This is a genomic window from Gilliamella sp. B3367 (assembly GCF_026536825.1).
GTDB lineage: Bacteria > Pseudomonadota > Gammaproteobacteria > Enterobacterales > Orbaceae > Gilliamella > Gilliamella apicola_E.
In genome coordinates this window covers 391131-407963 of sequence record NZ_JAFNNJ010000001.1, presented here as the reverse complement: position 1 = coordinate 407963, position 16833 = coordinate 391131, and the positions used below count along the sequence as shown (strand labels likewise).

Genomic DNA, 16833 nt, shown 5'->3' with positions numbered 1-16833 from the left:
ATTATCGAATTAATAATATTACAAAAAGTTGCTAAGTAAAGAATTAATTAAAAAATATTAATATGAGACTTTCTTTTTCAATCGAAAATTGGTTTGCTTTATCTGCTGGTTTATCCTCCAAATCTGACTGGCAATTATGGTCAAAACAGATTAATCACAATTGGGATTTACACATACCCAAACTCAATAAACTGCCTATGATGCAAGCAAGAAGAATGAGCATTTCTTCACGCCTTGCTGTTGAAGTTGCTTTAGAGCTCATAGAAAATAATAATGTGGATTTAGCGATTTTTTCAAGCCAACATGGTGAACTTGAAAAAACATATAAAATACTAGTTTCACTTAATCAAGCTAATGACATTTCACCAACCGATTTTGCATTATCGGTCCATAATACTGCTTCAGGTTTATTCACAATTATTGCCAAGCAAGCTATCCCTATCACATCGCTTAGTGCGAATAATGATGGTTTTCAACAAAGTTTGATTGAGGCTCTACCAACACTACAACAAAAAGATAAAAAAGTACTATTGATTGATTTTGATGGGATGGTTCCTGAATCTTACCAAACAGAAATTCATCAAATAATTCCATATTATGCGGTAGGTTATATCTTAACAAATGGCAATCAGTTAACATGCCAAAGTATTAATAAAACATCACAGAAAAATCCAATCAATTATCCTCAATCATTGGCTTTTTTACATGCTTATCTAAATAAAAAACAAAATTTCATCATACAAGGATTATCTCAAGACTGGCAATGGACGATAAATACATAAATAAACAAAAATTCTATACTATAAACCAGTGGTGGCGATTATTTGCGACCGCACTGGGTTTTATTATATTTGGTCTTTTTGGATTATTCGTTTTATCGTTGATATGGTTTAGTTTATTGAGATTATTTGTTTGGAAGAAACAAAAAAGAATTATTATTGCTCAATACAGCATAAGTATTAGCTTTAAAGTGTTTTTATGGATAGTAAAATCATTATGTATTTTCAACTATCAATTTAATGAAGTTGAAAAATTAAAGCAAGATGACGGATGTTTAATTGTTGCTAACCACCCATCTTTGCTAGATGTTGTTCTTCTCGTTTCAGTTATGCGTCGATGTGATTGCTTAGTTAAGGGTGCGTTACTCAATAACCTTTTTATTAGCCGCATTATAAAAACAGCAGGTTATATACTAAACGGTGAATCAGGCCAAATACTACCACAATGTAATGAAATCTTATCAAACAAAGGAAGAATTTTGATATTTCCCGAAGGAACTAGAAGCATACCTAATCATCCTATAACATTACAAAGAGGAGCTGCTAACATAGCATTAAGGTGTCATGCTGATATCCGAATAATACATATTCAATGTAATCCACCATGGTTGATAAAAAAACAAAAATGGTATGACATCCCTGAAAAAAAAGCATTGTTTAATATTACAGTAGGTGAAAAAATCAAAATAGATGACTTTCTAGAAGAAAATACAACTGTTGCAGCAAGAAAACTTACCAGACATCTCACAACATTATTAACGCTGGAACCATAAAAAAGAATAATAGATAAAAGGGAAATTAAATGGAAAAATTACATCATGATATAAAATCATTAATAATCGAAGTGCTTAATTTAGAAGATATCACATCTGAAGATATCGATACCCAAGCTCCATTATTTGGTGATGGTTTAGGTTTAGACTCAATAGATGCATTAGAACTAGGTCTTGCTATCAAAAATCAATATGGTATTGTTTTATCGTCAGAAAGTGAAGAAACCAAAAAAGCATTTTACTCAGTTAAAACGCTAGCTGATTTTATTAATTCTCAACAGTAATAAGGAAGATTTTTAATGGATAAGCAACAAATTTTTCAACAAGTACAATCAGCACTAGTTCAGCTTTTTGAATTATCTGCCGATGAGATTAAGCCAGAATCTAAACTTTTTGAAGAATTAGACTTAGATAGTATTGATGCAGTAGATTTAGTTGTACATTTACAAAAAAAGATAGGCAAAAAAGTTGATCCTGAAACGTTTAAAGCAGTAAGAACTGTTCAAGATGTGGTTGATGCAGTGTACAATTTGCTAAATGCTAAATAGCATAATGAATAAATTTAAGTTAATAATAAAAGCAATGACAGGAATAATCCTGTTTTGCTATCCGATAGTTATTTACTTATCTTTAAAATATCAAATTATTAATATCGCTGTTTTATGCATTGCTGCATTATTAGTGTTAAGGCTAATCGCCTTACCTAATTTATTTTCAAATATTGGTTGGTTAGCAAAAGTAACAACTTGCTTTGGTTTGCTTTTAGCATTAACCAGCTGGATATTTAACAAATTTCAATTTTTGCTCTATTACCCCGTAGCAACAAATCTTCTATTCTTAATATTTTTTGGATATTCATTGTATCAGCCACAAAATATTATCGAAAGATTCGCCAGATTAAAACATGATAATTTACCAGCAAGTGCAATTAACTATACAAGAAAAGTAACTATATGTTGGTGTCTATTTTTCATACTAAATGGTTTAATCGCATTAATAACTTGTCTTATTAATGATATTTATTGGTGGACAATGTATAACGGATTAATAAGTTATATTCTTATCGGATTATTAATGGGGGGAGAATGGATTGTTCGTCAAAAAGCAAAACATTAGTTTTATTATCCGAGCAATTATTACGACCAGATAATGAAATAATTGCATTTAGAAAGCAACTAGCTTTAACTGTTGGAGATCTAAAACAACAAATTAGCATAATTGTTAATGAATTAGACAATCATACTGAAGAAAATTGGGTTTTATTCATGGATGATAGTTTTAATTTTGTTGCAGGATTTCTCGCTCTCTTATATTCAGGAAAGCATCCACTTTTACTAAATCCTAGGCATGTCGAATTATTACACTATTATCAAGCTGTATTAACCGATACACATCTTACAAATATTAATTTGCCAACTAATTTGCCAATTATCAACATCAGCAATATTAATCAACATCAATCAGTTAAATCAGTAAAAAATAATCCGGATTTTAAACAAACATCATTTACATTATTCACCTCTGGCTCAACAGGTTTGCCAAAACCAATTAAAAAATCTATTTCTCAACTTGAGCGAGAAATTAATATATTAATAGATAATTTAAAAGTTTCACCTTGTGACTTACTTATTGCTTCTGTGTCACATGAGCACATGTATGGATTAACCTTTAAAATAATGCTTTCTTTAAGCTCCAAAATACCTTTTGTTTGTGAAACAATACTCTATCAAGAACAATTAGCAACTTATCAATCTAAAAACATTACTTACATCACAACGCCATCAATTATCAAAAATTTAGATCATAATTTATCTACTATTAACTGTACTTGTGTATTTTCATCTGGTGGAGAGCTTAGTTTTGAAAATGCCCAATTTTGTTTACAGAATTTCAATGTTTTACCTTATGAAATTTACGGTTCAAGCGAGACTGGTATTATAGCCAAAAGACAACAAAAATCGCTTAATACACCTTGGGAACTCTTTTACCCATTACAATTAAAATATACCCCCAATCAACAACCATTATTAATATCACCTTTATTACCACAAGCTGAATTACTAAATGATAAATTACAAAAAATAGATGACATTAAATTTTATTTAAAAGGCCGGATGGATAAAATAGTCAAAATTGCAGAACAACGCCTATCTTTAACCTATATAGAGAACCAGATCAATAAAATTACAGCCGTTGAAAAAGCAATTGTTATTCCCTTAGAAAAAAACAATAGAACAATATTGGCCGCCATCATTAAAATAAAACCATCTCATAGTAAGGAAATAGATAACTTTAATTATTTCAAACTTACACAATATTTTCGACATTTACTTAAAGATACATTATCATTAGTTGAAATACCTAAGAAATGGCGTTTTATTGAAAGTTTTCCGGAAAATTTGCAAGGAAAATGCACATATACTGACTTAAAAGCATTATTCGATACTCCAAATAAGATATGAAAAAAGAGTTTCCCAACGAAATAAGCATTAGTAAAACTGAAACAGAAGCTAATATTGAAATCACAATACCGCCAGATCTTTTTTGGTTTAAAGGACATTTTCCTACACAACCAGTGTTACCAGGTGTGACTCAGGTTAATTGGGTAATTGGTTATGCCCAAAAATTAATTAATCCAAACTTATCAATATCGTCCATCGAGGTGGTAAAATTTCAATCGCCAATATTACCTAATGATCGCCTAAAACTAACGCTACTCTGGAATGAAAATAAACTAAAATTCACTTATAGTTTTATTACACAGCATGGCAACATAGCAAGTACAGGAAAGCTTACACTATGTCAGTAATTGAGCCTTCGCTATCAAAAAACTATTGCTTTATTATACCTTGTTACAATCATAGTGATGCTTTACCGCGTGTTTTACAAAATATTGAACATTATCAATTGACTTGTTTTCTAATTGATGATGGTAGCTCGTATGAACATGCACAAAGACTGACAGAAATAGCAAAACAATATGCATGGGTCAATTTAGTGCGTTTAACTAAAAATGAAGGTAAAGGTGCGGCAGTAATGTGTGGTTTTAGTCACGCATTAGATCATGGTTTTGCTTATGCCATTCAGATAGATGCTGATGGCCAACATGATAGCCAAATTGTCAAACAGCTTATTGAACAATCACAATTAAATCCCAACACTTTAATATCTGGTTGTCCTATCTATGATGATTCAGTTCCTAAACACCGACTTATTGCGCGATATATTACCCATTTTTGGGTATGGATTGAAACCTTAAGTTTTAATATTAAGGACAGCATGTGTGGGCTTCGTGTCTATCCATTAAAACAGACTTGTCACCTCATCAGTCAACAACAAATTGGTAAAAAAATGGATTTTGACACCGACATAATGGTTCGATTATATTGGCAAGGTACTGATTCTATTTTTGTACCAACACATGTCACTTATCCCGCTGATGGTGTTTCTCACTTTAACGCATTCAAAGATAACCTATTAATTACTTGGATGCATACTCGACTATTTTTTGGCATGTTGCCACGAATTCCAGCATTAATAAAACAAAACCGACGTAAGAAAAATAAAGATAGTCACTGGTCTCAAACTGACGAACGCAAAGGTTTAATGGGGATCAAGTTAATTTTAATGCTTTATCGCCTTCTAGGAAGACGTGTTGCTCAAATGTTCATGTTCCCAGTTATCAGTTATTTCTGGTTAACAGGGAAAAAACAACGACAAGCATCCAAAGCATATTTAGAAAAAATCCTTAAACAATATCCTAATGTGCCATTGATTGAAAAGAAAAAATTAACCTCTTTCCGACACTTTCAACAATTTGGTGAGTCACTGTTAGATAAACTAGCCAGTTGGCAAGGCGATATTAAGCTTGATGATATCTATTCACCAAACAAAGGCGAATATTTAAGACTAATTTCTGAAAAAAAGGGGATTATCTTAATTTGTTCACATTTAGGTGATATTGAAATGTGTCGAGCACTAGCAGAATTATCCCATAATGTGACAATAAATGCTTTAGTGCATAAAGGTAATGCTGTACGATTTAACAAAGTATTAAAACAGGTTAATCAAAATTCAATAATCAATCTAATAGAAGTTGCTACATTAGGAGCGGATACTGCCATAATACTGCAACAAAAGCTAGAAGCTGGTGAATGGGTAGCTATCATTGCTGACAGAACATCAATTAATCCTTACCAAAGAGTGCCAGAAAATGCTATTGTTTGGGCCAATTTCCTTGGTAAACCTGCACCTTTTCCTAAAGGGCCATTTATACTATCTTCTGCATTAAAGTTCCCCGTTTACTTTTGTTGGGGATTAAAACCCAATGGTCGATTCCAAATATATCTAGAACATTTTACTGATGAGCTAAAGTTATCTAGAAAAAATAGACAAGCGGAACTAGAACAAACCATTGAGTATTATGCCAATCGATTAGAATATTATTGTTTACAATCACCACTTGATTGGTTCAATTTTTTCGATTTTTGGCAATTTAATCCACCTGAAATAACGAATAATAAAAATGAATAATTTTAATCACTGTCATATCACCATCGACTATAAACCATCTTTCCATGACACAGACGCCATGGGCGTGGTTTGGCATGGTAATTATCTTAAATTTTTTGAAAAAGCTCGCGAAGCATTATTTCGAAAATTTAATTATGGTTATAAAGAAATGGTTGATTCGGGTTATATTTGGCCTATTGTCGATGCAAGAATAAAATATACAGCACCCGCCCTTGCAGAACAAACTTTAGAAATCTTTGCCAAACTAGAAGAATATGAGCATCGCATAAAAATTAGCTACCTAATAAAAGATAAAAAAACTGGTAAAAAAACAACTTCTGGCTACACAACTCAAGTTGCGGTCTCTACAGATACCAAGGAAATGTGTTTTGTTACACCTGATATATTTTTGAATTGCTTTGGATTAATTAAATGAACAAATGCCTAGTTGCTTTCGCAACAACACTATTATTAACTTTCTCAACAATAACGAGTGCAATCACGCTAAGTGATATACAACTGCTATTTAGCAAAAACCAAGTTGTTCGAGCTGATTTTACCCAAGATCGCTATATTAATGGTTTAACCTCACCCATCCATTCAACGGGAAAGATGATAATATCTAAGGAATTAGGTCTATGGTGGCAACAAAATACACCATTTGCTATGACATTGAAAATGAATCAACAGCGAATGGAACAACGCATAGAAGACCAAACTCCAGAAATAATAACTGCAGAAAAACAACCTCAGCTATTTCAGTTCAATCATTTATTAACGGCAATTTTCACTGCAGATAAAGAGATGCTTGAAAATAATTTTGATATAACAGTCACCGAACAAAATAATATTTGGACATTAACGCTAAAACCTAAATTAGCACCGCTAAATAAAATTTTTAAACAAATTATTCTTAGTGGAAAATCCTATTTAGAAAAAGTCACTATTAATGATATGCAAAATGACAAAACAGAGCTTACATTCAAAAATCATAAAACGACAAAATTAAATCAAGATGAACAATTGCTATTCAGATAATCAATTAACATTAAAAAGAAGAGCAATCTTATGGTTGATGATGGTCGCTTGTCTGATTCTTGCTGCTTATTACCTTTTAGCTAATAGTAAAATCAACAGTAGTGTTTTATCTCTATTACCTAAAGAGCAAACCAACAATGTTCCTACTGAACTTATTGATGGTTTTCAAAATCGATTAGATAGACAACTTGTCTGGTTGATTAAGCCCACTAATGGCGAATTAGAACCAGTTAATTGGTGGTATCAAACCCTAAAAAAACAATCTTTTATTAGCCAAGTAAACGGTTATTTTGATGAAACATTTCAAAAAAATTGGGGAAAATTTGCTTTTCAATATCGTTATCAGCTACTGGACTCAAAAACTAGTGAAAGATTAAAAAATGGCACTCAGCTGAATTGGATAAAAAGCCAGCTATATTCTCCTTTTAGCGGAATAAGTGCAACTGAATTGGAAAATGATCCATTATTATTAACTCGTTCATCTCAATTAAATCAACTGGCTAACTCAGGTGGGTTGACCATTCAAAATAATTGGTTATCAGGACAAGATGACCAAGGCAATCAATGGTACATGATTTTTGCTGAGTTAAATAATTCATCATTTAACATGAGCCAATCTCACCAAATTACCACACAATTAAATGAACTTACCAAACAATTACATGAAAAGTGGCCAAATGTTGAAATTTTAAAACGAGGCGTGCTTTTTTATAGTGATTACGCAAGCAGTGAAGCTATAGATGATATAACAACCATCGGTAGCTTATCAATTATAGGCATTATCATATTGATAATTAGTGTATTTCGATCGATAAGACCAATTATTTTATCGATACTATCAATTTTTGTTGGAATTATTTGTGGTTTAGTGGCTGTTTTAAGCCTATTTGGTGAAATTCACATAATGACAATTGTTATGAGTACTAGTGTAATAGGAATAACTGTCGACTATTCACTGCACTACTTAACTGAACGACTGCTACATGGTAATCAAGAATCACCTTATGCAAGTTTAAAAAAACTCATTTCAACTTTGACGTTAGCGTTATGCACAAGTTTTATTGCTTATCTAATCTTATTAATTGCGCCGTTCCCGGGCTTAAAGCAATTATCAATATTTGCAGTTTTTGGTCTACTCGGTGCTTTTTTAACTGTAATATGCTGGTATCCTCTGCTCGTTAACAAATTACCAGTACGTGAAGATGTTGGTTATAAGTTACTAAGTAGCTGGCTAAATTTATGGAAAAATAAACAGATGCAATTGATAATGGTATCAATCGCTCTATTATTTATCGGTTATGGGTTTATTAATTTAAAAGTTGATGACGATATTGCCAAACTACAAGCATTGCCAGAACAATTACAACTACAAGAACAAAAAATTATCAGTATTACCCGTCAAACAACAGATCAAAAATGGTTTGTTGTTTTTGGTGATACAGCTGAACAAACCTTACAACGACTTGAACAATTTTTACCTAAACTTGAACTTGCAAAATCAGAAGGTTATTTTGAACAATATCAGAGCATAAACTTACCTTCATTCCAAAAACAGCAAGAAAATATCGAATTTGTTAAACAATATAGTCCTGAAATTATATCCTCTTTAACACAAATGGGAATTAAGGCTAACTTACCTACTTTTGAACAACCAATTATTACACCAGAACTATGGCAACAAAGTGAACTTAGCCAAGGTCGAAAACTACTTTGGTTAACCTTACCAACGGGAAAAAGCGCGACTTTAATTCCAATAAATGGAATTAAAAATATCATTGAAATAAAAAAATTATCGGAAGTAGATAAAGGAATCTATTGGCTTGATCGCCGTGAAGAATTTAACACTATGTTTGCCCATTACCGAATACAATTATCCCAGCTGATTGCTGGTGCTGTGATTCTTATTTGCTCTTGCTTTATCTTCTATCATCGCAAATATGGTTTAAAAGCTGCATTAAAAAGCACATTACCTACATTATTATCAACAGGTATAGCATTAGCTATTAATGGCATAACCAATCAAACTCTTAATTTATTCTCAATGTTAGCACTAATTCTTGTTATTGGTATTGGTATCGACTATAGTCTATTTTTGAGCAACAATAAAAGCCAAAACCAAAGTGCATTATTAGCAGTAAGCATGGCGGCATTGACTACTATATTATCTTTTGGGTTATTAATAATAAGCCATACCGTTGCCATAAAAGGATTTGGATTAGTATTAACTGGCGGTATTTTTACAGCATTTTTATTTGCACCACTAGTCATCAATAATAGACAAGAAATATTAGGGACAAAAGGATGAAGAAATATTTATATTTAACTTTTTTATTATTAAGTATGTTGATTTCAGCCTGCTCGTCCCAACCTAAATCAGAAGCTTGGTTAACCAAAGAAACCAAAGTTAACTTGCCTAAGATAAATCTAACTCAAGACTATCACGATCAACAACTATTAACCTTTAAATATAACAATCAAGAAAACTCGGTAATAGTAATCGTTGATATTAAAGATAACCAATTGAAAGTAATTGGGTTATCCACTATAGGTATTCGTTTGTTTGAAATTGAATACGACGGTAGTAAAGTTAAAGCAAAACAACATATATTTGTTAAGCAACTTCCCCCTCCTGAGCAAGTATTATCAGACATAATGCTAAGCATATTACCAACAATTTCATGGCAAAACGTATTACCGGCGAATTGGCAACTCATTGATAACGACTTATTTAGGACCCTTGTCAATGATAAAAAACAAACAATCATTAAGATAACTTATAACCAAAAATCTTCAACAGACATTAGAAAACCAATTAAAATTCAACATGCTATATTTGGTTATCAAATTACAATTAAGAGTATGGAATAGATGATTTATGTTGCTGCGCTTGGCGCGATAAACACATTAGGACACGACAAACAACAGATAATCGATAATTTATCCCAAAATTATTGTGCAAAGCACTACTTGACTCAAGAAAAGGGTTGGTTATTAAATGGCCAAAATACTTGGTTAGGTAAAGTAACGGGGGAGCTTCCCTCCATTCCTCACAATTTGACGCAATATGCGACAAGAAATAATCAATTACTTTATGCTGCATATTTACAAATTAAACAGCAGATACAACAAGTTATCGAAAAATATGGACCAAAAAGAATTGCGGTTATAATGGGTACTAGTACTTCTGGAATACACGAGGGCGACGTTAACATTGAGCACTATTTAAAGACACATCATTGTCAACCCCATTTCTATTATCACCAACAAGAACTTGGTAATCCATCGTGTTTTTTAACAGAATTACTCAATTTACAAGGTCCTAGCTATACCATTTCCACTGCTTGTACATCTAGTGCAAAAGCCGTAATAAGTGGCCAACGACTGATTGAATCAGGATTGGTTGATGCTGCCATTGTTGGTGGTGCTGACAGTTTAAGCAGAATGCCAATAAATGGTTTTAATGCGCTTGAAGCACTATCGAATAATCCCTGTATGCCATTTGCACAAGACCGTAACGGCATAAACATTGGTGAAGCCAGTGGATTAATGTTAATAACTAAAGAAGAATCAAGTGATATTGCATTATTAGGTGTAGGTGAATCATCCGATGCTTATCATATCTCCTCCCCTCATCCAGAAGGAATAGGAGCACAAGTTGCGATGGAAATGGCATTAGAAAATGCAAACTTAAAACCAAATCAGATTGGCTATCTTAATTTACATGGCACGGCAACGGTGCTTAACGACCAAGCTGAAAGTAGAGCTGTTTATCGAATATTTGAGCAAAACTTACCTTATTGTAGTTCAACAAAACATTTAACAGGACATACATTAGGTAGCGCAGCTATTACTGAATTGGCAATTAGTTACTTATTACTTAAACAAAATATTAATTTACCACAGCAAGATTTTTCAGTATCACCTTATGATAAAAATCTAGATAAAATTAATATTGTTACAGAAAAAATGATGCTACAAACACCAATCATTATGTCAAACTCTTTTGCTTTTGGTGGCAATAATGCATCTCTTATTATTGGAAAAGTATAATGCAATATCAATCAGCAAGTTACTATTTGCCACACAGAACTCCCATGATCATGATTGAGAAAGTTCATTTAGTCGATGAAAAACAATGCATTTGCAGTGTTCAAGTTACCAAAGATGGCATACTTTCTCCATTTTTAACTGATAATTATCAGCTACCCAATTTTTATGCTATCGAATTAATGGCACAAACTATTGGTGTTTGGAATGGATATCATGATTCCAAAAAAAATCACTCACCACAATTAGGCATGTTACTTGGAGGGCGAGCAATAAAAACCAATTTACCTTCATTTGAGCTTAATAGTGAATTAATTATAACCGCCAATTTAGTTCTTTTTGATTCTAAACTAGCTAACTTTGATTGTGATATCAGTATAAATCAACAATGTGTTGCATCAGGTAAATTAAATGTTTATGAACCTGATCCTAGTGAATTAGACCAACTTTTTGGTTCCCAGCGATTAAAAGGATAACAATTATGAGTCGAACAGTACTTGTAACTGGAGCAAGCAAAGGAATTGGTAAAGCAATTGCCTGTAAACTAGCGTCCGATGGTTTTGATATCGTCATACATTATCATAGTGACAAAAAAGGGGCGATTGAAACTCAAAAAATTATCGAACAAACCGCCCAAAAAGCTAGACTAATTCAATTTGATGTAAGCAACACTGAGCAATGTCAGCAAATGATAGAAGCAGATACTGAACAATATGGAGCTTATTACGGTGTTGTTAATAATGCAGGTATTATCCGTGATGGTGCTTTCCCTGCTTTAACACAAGATGATTGGAAAGCTGTAATTCATACCGATCTTGATAGTTTTTACAATGTATTACATCCTTGTATTATGCCCATGATTGGACTTCGTAATGGTGGAAGAATTATAGTTATATCATCAGTTTCTGGCATCGTTGGAAATCGTGGTCAAGTCAATTACAGCGCGGCCAAAGCAGGCGTAATTGGTGCAACCAAAGCGTTGGCACTTGAATTAGCTAAACGAAAAATTACCGTCAATTGCATTGCCCCGGGTCTAATAGACACGGGTATTTTAGATATGGAACCAATCGCTTTAAAAGAAGCAATGAACATGATCCCTCTTAAACGAATGGGGCACGTTGACGAAGTCGCAGGACTTGCAAGTTATTTAATGTCAGATAATGCGGGATATATAACAAGACAAGTCATTTCTATTAATGGAGGAATGGTATGACAAAACGAGTAGTCATAACTGGCGCAGGTGGCGTCACCGCATTTGGCAATGAATGGGATGATGTTGAGCTCAAACTAAAACAACTTCAAAATGCTGTTCGATATATGCCAGAATGGGAAATTTACGATGGATTGCATACCAAACTTGGTGCCCCAATTGATGATTTTGTTTTACCAGATCACTATACACGGAAGAAGATTCGCTCAATGGGAAGAGTATCATTACTCTCAACTAAAGCAACTGAAATCGCATTAGAAAAAGCAGGATTACTAGATGAGCCTGAGCTAACTAATGGTGATACAGGTATTGCGTTTGGGTCATCAACAGGTAGTACTCAACCCGTTGCATCATTTGCAACCATGTTAAATGAAAAGCATACTAACAACATCACCGCAACGACCTATATTCAAATGATGCCACATACAACTGCAGTTAATACAGGTTTATTTTTTGGTTTAAAAGGTCGATTAATTACCACATCAAGTGCTTGTACATCTGGAAGTCAAGCTATAGGTTATGCATATGAAGCTATAAAATACGGTATGCAAAAAATCATGGTAGCAGGTGGAGCCGAAGAGTTATGCCCTTCGGAAGCAGCTGTTTTCGATACCTTATTTGCCACGAGCCAACTTAATGACACACCAAAGTTATCACCAAGACCATACGATCGGGATCGCGATGGGTTAGTTATTGGTGAAGGAGCCGGTGCATTAATTTTAGAGGAATATGAACACGCCATGGCTCGAGGAGCAAAAATTTATGGAGAGATTATAGGCTTTAAAACTAACTGTGATGCGAGTCATATTACCCAACCAAGGCAAGAAACAATCCAATATTGCATTGAACAATCACTCAAAGATGCAGGATTAGATCCAAGCCAAATTGGTTACATCAGTGCTCACGGTACCGCAACTGCTCGTGGAGATATTGCTGAAAGTAATGCTGTTGCCAATATCTACGGTAATAAAACCCCAATATCATCTTTAAAAAGCTATTTTGGTCATACTCTTGGTGCATGTGGCGCGATAGAAGCATGGTTAACATTAGAAATGATGCATACTGGCTGGTTTAATCCAACTATCAACTTAAATAATGTCGATCCTCAATGTGGTGATTTGGATTATATCGTTGGTTCAGGACGAAATTTAGATATTGAATATTTTCAAACTAATAACTTTGCTTTTGGCGGAATTAACACCTCAATTGTGATTAAAAGAATATAATTTGAAATTTCTTATCATAAAAACAAGGCAAAAAAAGTTGAGGAGAGGGGTTTTTGAGGTTTTTTTCAAACCACAAAAAACTTTTAGGGCTAAAAAACCCCGTTCCTCAACTTTTTTGGCTTAATGGTAGATAAAAAAATAGCGCTATATAGCGCTATTTTTGTGAAATTTATTTATTTTTTTCGCGTTCAATAGCTCGATAGCCAATATCATGACGATAGTAACAACCATGCCAATAGATACTTTTAATTTGTTCATACGCACGTTTTTGAGCGCCTGAAACACTATCGCCTAAAGCTGTAACACATAGAACTCTCCCACCATTGGTATAGACTTGACCGTTTTCTAAACAGGTGCCGGCATGGAAGATTTTGCAATTAGTATCTGTTTCAGTAGGTAGACCTAATATAACATCTTTGGTGTTGTAATCGCCTGGATATCCGCCAGCAGCAAGAACTACACCTAAAGCAGGCCTTATATCCCATTTTGATTTTACTGTATTTAGTTCGCCCTTTGTGGCAACCAAGCAGAGCTCAACTAGGTCTGATTGCATTCGCATCATGATTGGTTGAGTTTCAGGATCGCCAAATCGACAATTGAATTCGATTACTTTAGGATTTCCTTGTTTATCAATCATTAATCCGGCATAAAGAAAACCAACATATACATTGCCTTCTTTTGCCATGCCATTGACGGTTGGGTAAATGATTTCTTCCATAACTTTATTGAAGACGTCATCGGTTACTACTGGCGCTGGAGAGTAAGCGCCCATTCCACCAGTATTCAAACCAGTATCACCATCACCAACACGTTTATGATCTTGGCTGGTTGCCATTGGTTCGACATGTTTACCATCGACCATTACGATAAAACTGGCTTCTTCGCCATCAAGGAACTCTTCAATTACGACTCGATGACCGGCATCACCAAAGGCATTTCCCGCTAACATATCGTGTACTGCCTCTTCGGCTTCCTTTTGTGTCATGGCAACAATCACGCCCTTTCCTGCCGCTAAACCATCAGCTTTTATCACTATTGGTGCGCCTTTTTGACGAATATAAGCAATGGCTGGTTCAATTTCTGTGAAGTTTTGGTATTCAGCAGTTGGGATGTTATGTCGAGCTAAAAAATCTTTAGTGAAAGCTTTTGATCCTTCTAGTTGAGCAGCCGCTTTTGATGGGCCAAAGATAGTTAATCCAGCTTTTTGAAAACTATCGACAATACCAATCACTAATGGCGCTTCTGGTCCAACAATAGTTAAGTCTATTTGTTGCTCTTGAGCAAAGTTGAGTAGACCAGCAATATCTGTTGCTTTGATGTTGATATTTTCTAAATTTGGCTCAAGTGCGGTACCTGCATTACCTGGTGCAACAAACACTTTAGAAACTAATGGCGATTGTGCTGCTTTCCAAGCTAAAGCATGTTCGCGCCCACCATTACCAATTACTAATACTTTCATACAAGGTCCTTTCAATACTTTTATAATTAATGCCTAAAATGACGCATATTGGTGAAGATCATGGCAATATTATGCTCATTAGCGGCTTGAATTACTTCGTCATCACGGATTGAACCACCCGGCTGAATAACACAAGTGACACCAACCGCAGCCGCGGCATCAACACCATCTCTAAACGGGAAGAATGCATCAGAAGCCACCACTGAACCAGCAACTTCTAGATTCTCATCTTGTGCTTTTATTCCAGCAATTTTTGCCGAATAAACACGACTCATTTGCCCTGCACCAATGCCAATAGTCATCTTATCTTTAGCGTAAACAATAGCATTAGATTTCACAAATTTTGCCACTTTCCAACAAAATAGTGCATCAGATAACTCTTTTTCAGTCGGTTGTCGTTTGGTAACTACCGTTAATTGGTCTTTGGTTACCATACCTAAATCACGATCTTGTACAAGCAATCCGCCATTAACGCGTTTTAAATCTAAACTGGCTTTTGTGCTCGCTGGCCATTCGCCACATTCTAATACTCGAACATTTTTTTTCGTTTGTGTAATGGCCAAAGCATTTTGATCAACCGATGGTGCAATAATTACTTCAACAAATTGTTTATCCACAATAGTTTGGGCTGTTTTAGCATCTAATGGACGATTAAAAGCAATAATGCCCCCAAAGGCAGAAGTTGGGTCGGTTTTAAAAGCATTAAGATAGGCATTTAAGATGTTATCACTCACCGCAACACCACATGGGTTAGCGTGTTTAACTATTACACAAGCTGGTTCATCAAATGATTTTACACATTCTAATGCAGCATCGGTATCGGCAATATTGTTATAAGATAGCTCTTTACCTTGTATTTGTTTGGCTGTAGCAATAGAACCTGGCTCAAGATGTTCTTCCACATAAAAAGCTGCATGTTGATGTGAGTTTTCGCCATATCGCATATCTTGTTTTTTAACAAATTGTAGATTTAAAGTGCGAGGGAATTCACCAGCAGGCTTTTCAGTATCGCCATAATATGGAGGTACAAGTTTACCAAAATAGTTAGCGATCATACCGTCATATTGAGCAGTATGTTCAAATGCTTTTATTGCTAAGCTAAATCGATACTTGAAAGAGAGGCAATTTTGCTGTTTATCTAACATATCAATGATTGTGCTATAGTCCTGACAATCAACAACAATGGCGACATCTTTATTATTTTTAGCTGCAGATCGCACCATAGTTGGTCCGCCAATATCAATTTTTTCTATCGCATCTTCTAAACTACAATTTGGGTCAGCTACCTTTTTCGCGAAAGGATATAAGTTGACAACCACCATATCAATCGGTGCGATCTGATGTTGTTGCATCACTTCGTCATCAATCCCTCGACGCCCTAAAATACCACCGTGTATTTTAGGATGTAACGTTTTGACTCGACCATCCATCATTTCAGGGAATCCCGTATAATTCGATACTTCGGTAACAGGAATGTGGTTGTCGATTAAAAGTTTGGCGGTGCCACCAGTAGAAAGGAGTTCAATATTACGTTCAGATAAAGCTTTAGCAAATTCAATGATTCCTGTTTTATCAGAAACACTGAGTAAAGCACGACGGATAGGACGAAACTGCTGCATGAAAAAGCTCCGAAATTGATATTCTAAATCCAAGTCTGTGAGCGGCTATTATATATAAAACGAGGAGCGATGTTTAGTATTAACTTTCTGAAAAAATAATTACCTAATAATTTGTATTTATTCAATGATATGGTCATTTTGCTTATCATAAAAGTAAAGCGAGTTGACAC

18 protein-coding genes are annotated in these 16833 nt (G+C 34.3%); 16 read left to right on the top strand and 2 right to left on the bottom strand.

The window, feature by feature from the left end; all coding sequences use genetic code 11:
- The first annotated feature begins 62 nt into the window (after positions 1-62).
- Genes J3U23_RS01795 through J3U23_RS01720 form a run of 16 tightly spaced genes read left to right on the top strand, consistent with a single transcriptional unit; the run spans position 63 to position 13585 of the window.
- Complete coding sequence (locus J3U23_RS01795; protein WP_220225017.1) at positions 63-782, top strand: beta-ketoacyl synthase chain length factor; 720 nt, start codon at positions 63-65, stop codon at positions 780-782.
- On the top strand, positions 764-1552 hold the full coding sequence (locus J3U23_RS01790; protein WP_267330136.1) for a lysophospholipid acyltransferase family protein: 789 nt from the start codon (positions 764-766) through the stop codon (positions 1550-1552). The genes J3U23_RS01795 and J3U23_RS01790 overlap by 19 nt, the downstream gene beginning before the upstream one ends.
- A gap of 29 nt (positions 1553-1581) precedes the next feature.
- Positions 1582-1836, top strand: a complete 255-nt coding sequence (locus J3U23_RS01785) for a phosphopantetheine-binding protein (RefSeq protein WP_065562159.1) — start codon at positions 1582-1584, stop codon at positions 1834-1836.
- A 15-nt stretch (positions 1837-1851) separates the two neighbouring features.
- Complete coding sequence (locus tag J3U23_RS01780; RefSeq protein ID WP_065562160.1) at positions 1852-2100, top strand: acyl carrier protein; 249 nt, start codon at positions 1852-1854, stop codon at positions 2098-2100.
- Between the two features lie 34 nt (positions 2101-2134).
- Positions 2135-2668 carry a hypothetical protein gene (locus J3U23_RS01775; protein ID WP_220225020.1) on the top strand — a complete coding sequence of 178 codons (534 nt, stop codon included), beginning with the start codon at positions 2135-2137 and terminating at the stop codon, positions 2666-2668.
- The gene (locus tag J3U23_RS01770) at positions 2638-4014 is read left to right on the top strand and encodes an AMP-binding protein (RefSeq protein WP_267338267.1); all 1377 of its coding nucleotides are present in this window, start codon (positions 2638-2640) and stop codon (positions 4012-4014) included. The genes J3U23_RS01775 and J3U23_RS01770 overlap by 31 nt, the downstream gene beginning before the upstream one ends.
- Positions 4011-4361, top strand: a complete 351-nt coding sequence (locus J3U23_RS01765; protein WP_065562163.1) for a hypothetical protein — start codon at positions 4011-4013, stop codon at positions 4359-4361. The genes J3U23_RS01770 and J3U23_RS01765 overlap by 4 nt, the downstream gene beginning before the upstream one ends.
- Complete coding sequence (locus tag J3U23_RS01760) at positions 4352-6085, top strand: glycosyltransferase family 2 protein (RefSeq protein ID WP_267338265.1); 1734 nt, start codon at positions 4352-4354, stop codon at positions 6083-6085. Before J3U23_RS01765 ends, J3U23_RS01760 begins: the two co-directional genes overlap by 10 nt.
- Positions 6078-6500 (top strand): acyl-CoA thioesterase, encoded by a 423-nt coding sequence (locus tag J3U23_RS01755; protein WP_065562165.1) that lies wholly within the window; start codon positions 6078-6080, stop codon positions 6498-6500. Before J3U23_RS01760 ends, J3U23_RS01755 begins: the two co-directional genes overlap by 8 nt.
- On the top strand, positions 6497-7102 hold the full coding sequence (locus J3U23_RS01750; protein WP_065562166.1) for an outer membrane lipoprotein carrier protein LolA: 606 nt from the start codon (positions 6497-6499) through the stop codon (positions 7100-7102). Before J3U23_RS01755 ends, J3U23_RS01750 begins: the two co-directional genes overlap by 4 nt.
- On the top strand, positions 7080-9407 hold the full coding sequence (locus J3U23_RS01745) for an MMPL family transporter (protein ID WP_220225024.1): 2328 nt from the start codon (positions 7080-7082) through the stop codon (positions 9405-9407). Before J3U23_RS01750 ends, J3U23_RS01745 begins: the two co-directional genes overlap by 23 nt.
- Positions 9404-9970: a DUF3261 domain-containing protein gene (locus tag J3U23_RS01740; RefSeq protein ID WP_220225025.1), complete on the top strand. Its 567-nt coding sequence runs from the start codon at positions 9404-9406 to the stop codon at positions 9968-9970. Before J3U23_RS01745 ends, J3U23_RS01740 begins: the two co-directional genes overlap by 4 nt.
- Complete coding sequence (locus tag J3U23_RS01735) at positions 9971-11152, top strand: beta-ketoacyl-[acyl-carrier-protein] synthase family protein (RefSeq protein ID WP_267338263.1); 1182 nt, start codon at positions 9971-9973, stop codon at positions 11150-11152.
- Positions 11152-11625, top strand: coding sequence for a 3-hydroxy-fatty acyl-ACP dehydratase (locus J3U23_RS01730; protein ID WP_267330130.1), 474 nt, complete (start codon positions 11152-11154; stop codon positions 11623-11625). Before J3U23_RS01735 ends, J3U23_RS01730 begins: the two co-directional genes overlap by 1 nt.
- A gap of 5 nt (positions 11626-11630) precedes the next feature.
- Complete coding sequence (locus tag J3U23_RS01725; protein ID WP_065562171.1) at positions 11631-12362, top strand: 3-ketoacyl-ACP reductase FabG2; 732 nt, start codon at positions 11631-11633, stop codon at positions 12360-12362.
- Complete coding sequence (locus tag J3U23_RS01720) at positions 12359-13585, top strand: beta-ketoacyl-ACP synthase (RefSeq protein WP_220225028.1); 1227 nt, start codon at positions 12359-12361, stop codon at positions 13583-13585. Before J3U23_RS01725 ends, J3U23_RS01720 begins: the two co-directional genes overlap by 4 nt.
- Positions 13586-13754: 169 nt before the next feature.
- Here J3U23_RS01720 and purD read toward each other — a convergent pair whose 3' ends face one another.
- Both purD and purH read right to left on the bottom strand, forming a co-directional pair.
- Positions 13755-15044, bottom strand: a complete 1290-nt coding sequence (purD, locus tag J3U23_RS01715; RefSeq protein ID WP_267338262.1) for a phosphoribosylamine--glycine ligase — start codon at positions 15042-15044, stop codon at positions 13755-13757.
- A gap of 26 nt (positions 15045-15070) precedes the next feature.
- Entirely contained in the window at positions 15071-16663 is a 1593-nt protein-coding gene (gene purH, locus J3U23_RS01710) for a bifunctional phosphoribosylaminoimidazolecarboxamide formyltransferase/IMP cyclohydrolase (RefSeq protein ID WP_267338261.1), read from the bottom strand.
- Positions 16664-16833: the final 170 nt, after the last annotated feature.

Excerpts from the sequence above, each read along its gene's own strand:
- J3U23_RS01765 (WP_065562163.1), top strand. The coding sequence starts at position 4,011 with ATGAAAAAAGAGTTTCCCAACGAAATAAGCATTAGTAAAACTGAAACA.
- J3U23_RS01745 (WP_220225024.1), top strand. The coding sequence starts at position 7,080 with ATGAACAATTGCTATTCAGATAATCAATTAACATTAAAAAGAAGAGCA.
- J3U23_RS01735 (WP_267338263.1), top strand. The coding sequence starts at position 9,971 with ATGATTTATGTTGCTGCGCTTGGCGCGATAAACACATTAGGACACGAC.
- J3U23_RS01770 (WP_267338267.1), top strand. The coding sequence starts at position 2,638 with ATGGATTGTTCGTCAAAAAGCAAAACATTAGTTTTATTATCCGAGCAA.
- purD (WP_267338262.1), bottom strand. The coding sequence starts at position 15,044 with ATGAAAGTATTAGTAATTGGTAATGGTGGGCGCGAACATGCTTTAGCT.
- J3U23_RS01755 (WP_065562165.1), top strand. The coding sequence starts at position 6,078 with ATGAATAATTTTAATCACTGTCATATCACCATCGACTATAAACCATCT.
- purH (WP_267338261.1), bottom strand. The coding sequence starts at position 16,663 with ATGCAGCAGTTTCGTCCTATCCGTCGTGCTTTACTCAGTGTTTCTGAT.
- J3U23_RS01775 (WP_220225020.1), top strand. The coding sequence starts at position 2,135 with ATGACAGGAATAATCCTGTTTTGCTATCCGATAGTTATTTACTTATCT.
- J3U23_RS01730 (WP_267330130.1), top strand. The coding sequence starts at position 11,152 with ATGCAATATCAATCAGCAAGTTACTATTTGCCACACAGAACTCCCATG.
- J3U23_RS01795 (WP_220225017.1), top strand. The coding sequence starts at position 63 with ATGAGACTTTCTTTTTCAATCGAAAATTGGTTTGCTTTATCTGCTGGT.
- J3U23_RS01790 (WP_267330136.1), top strand. The coding sequence starts at position 764 with ATGGACGATAAATACATAAATAAACAAAAATTCTATACTATAAACCAG.
- J3U23_RS01720 (WP_220225028.1), top strand. The coding sequence starts at position 12,359 with ATGACAAAACGAGTAGTCATAACTGGCGCAGGTGGCGTCACCGCATTT.
- J3U23_RS01750 (WP_065562166.1), top strand. The coding sequence starts at position 6,497 with ATGAACAAATGCCTAGTTGCTTTCGCAACAACACTATTATTAACTTTC.
- J3U23_RS01725 (WP_065562171.1), top strand. The coding sequence starts at position 11,631 with ATGAGTCGAACAGTACTTGTAACTGGAGCAAGCAAAGGAATTGGTAAA.
- J3U23_RS01780 (WP_065562160.1), top strand. The coding sequence starts at position 1,852 with ATGGATAAGCAACAAATTTTTCAACAAGTACAATCAGCACTAGTTCAG.
- J3U23_RS01785 (WP_065562159.1), top strand. The coding sequence starts at position 1,582 with ATGGAAAAATTACATCATGATATAAAATCATTAATAATCGAAGTGCTT.
- J3U23_RS01740 (WP_220225025.1), top strand. The coding sequence starts at position 9,404 with ATGAAGAAATATTTATATTTAACTTTTTTATTATTAAGTATGTTGATT.
- J3U23_RS01760 (WP_267338265.1), top strand. The coding sequence starts at position 4,352 with ATGTCAGTAATTGAGCCTTCGCTATCAAAAAACTATTGCTTTATTATA.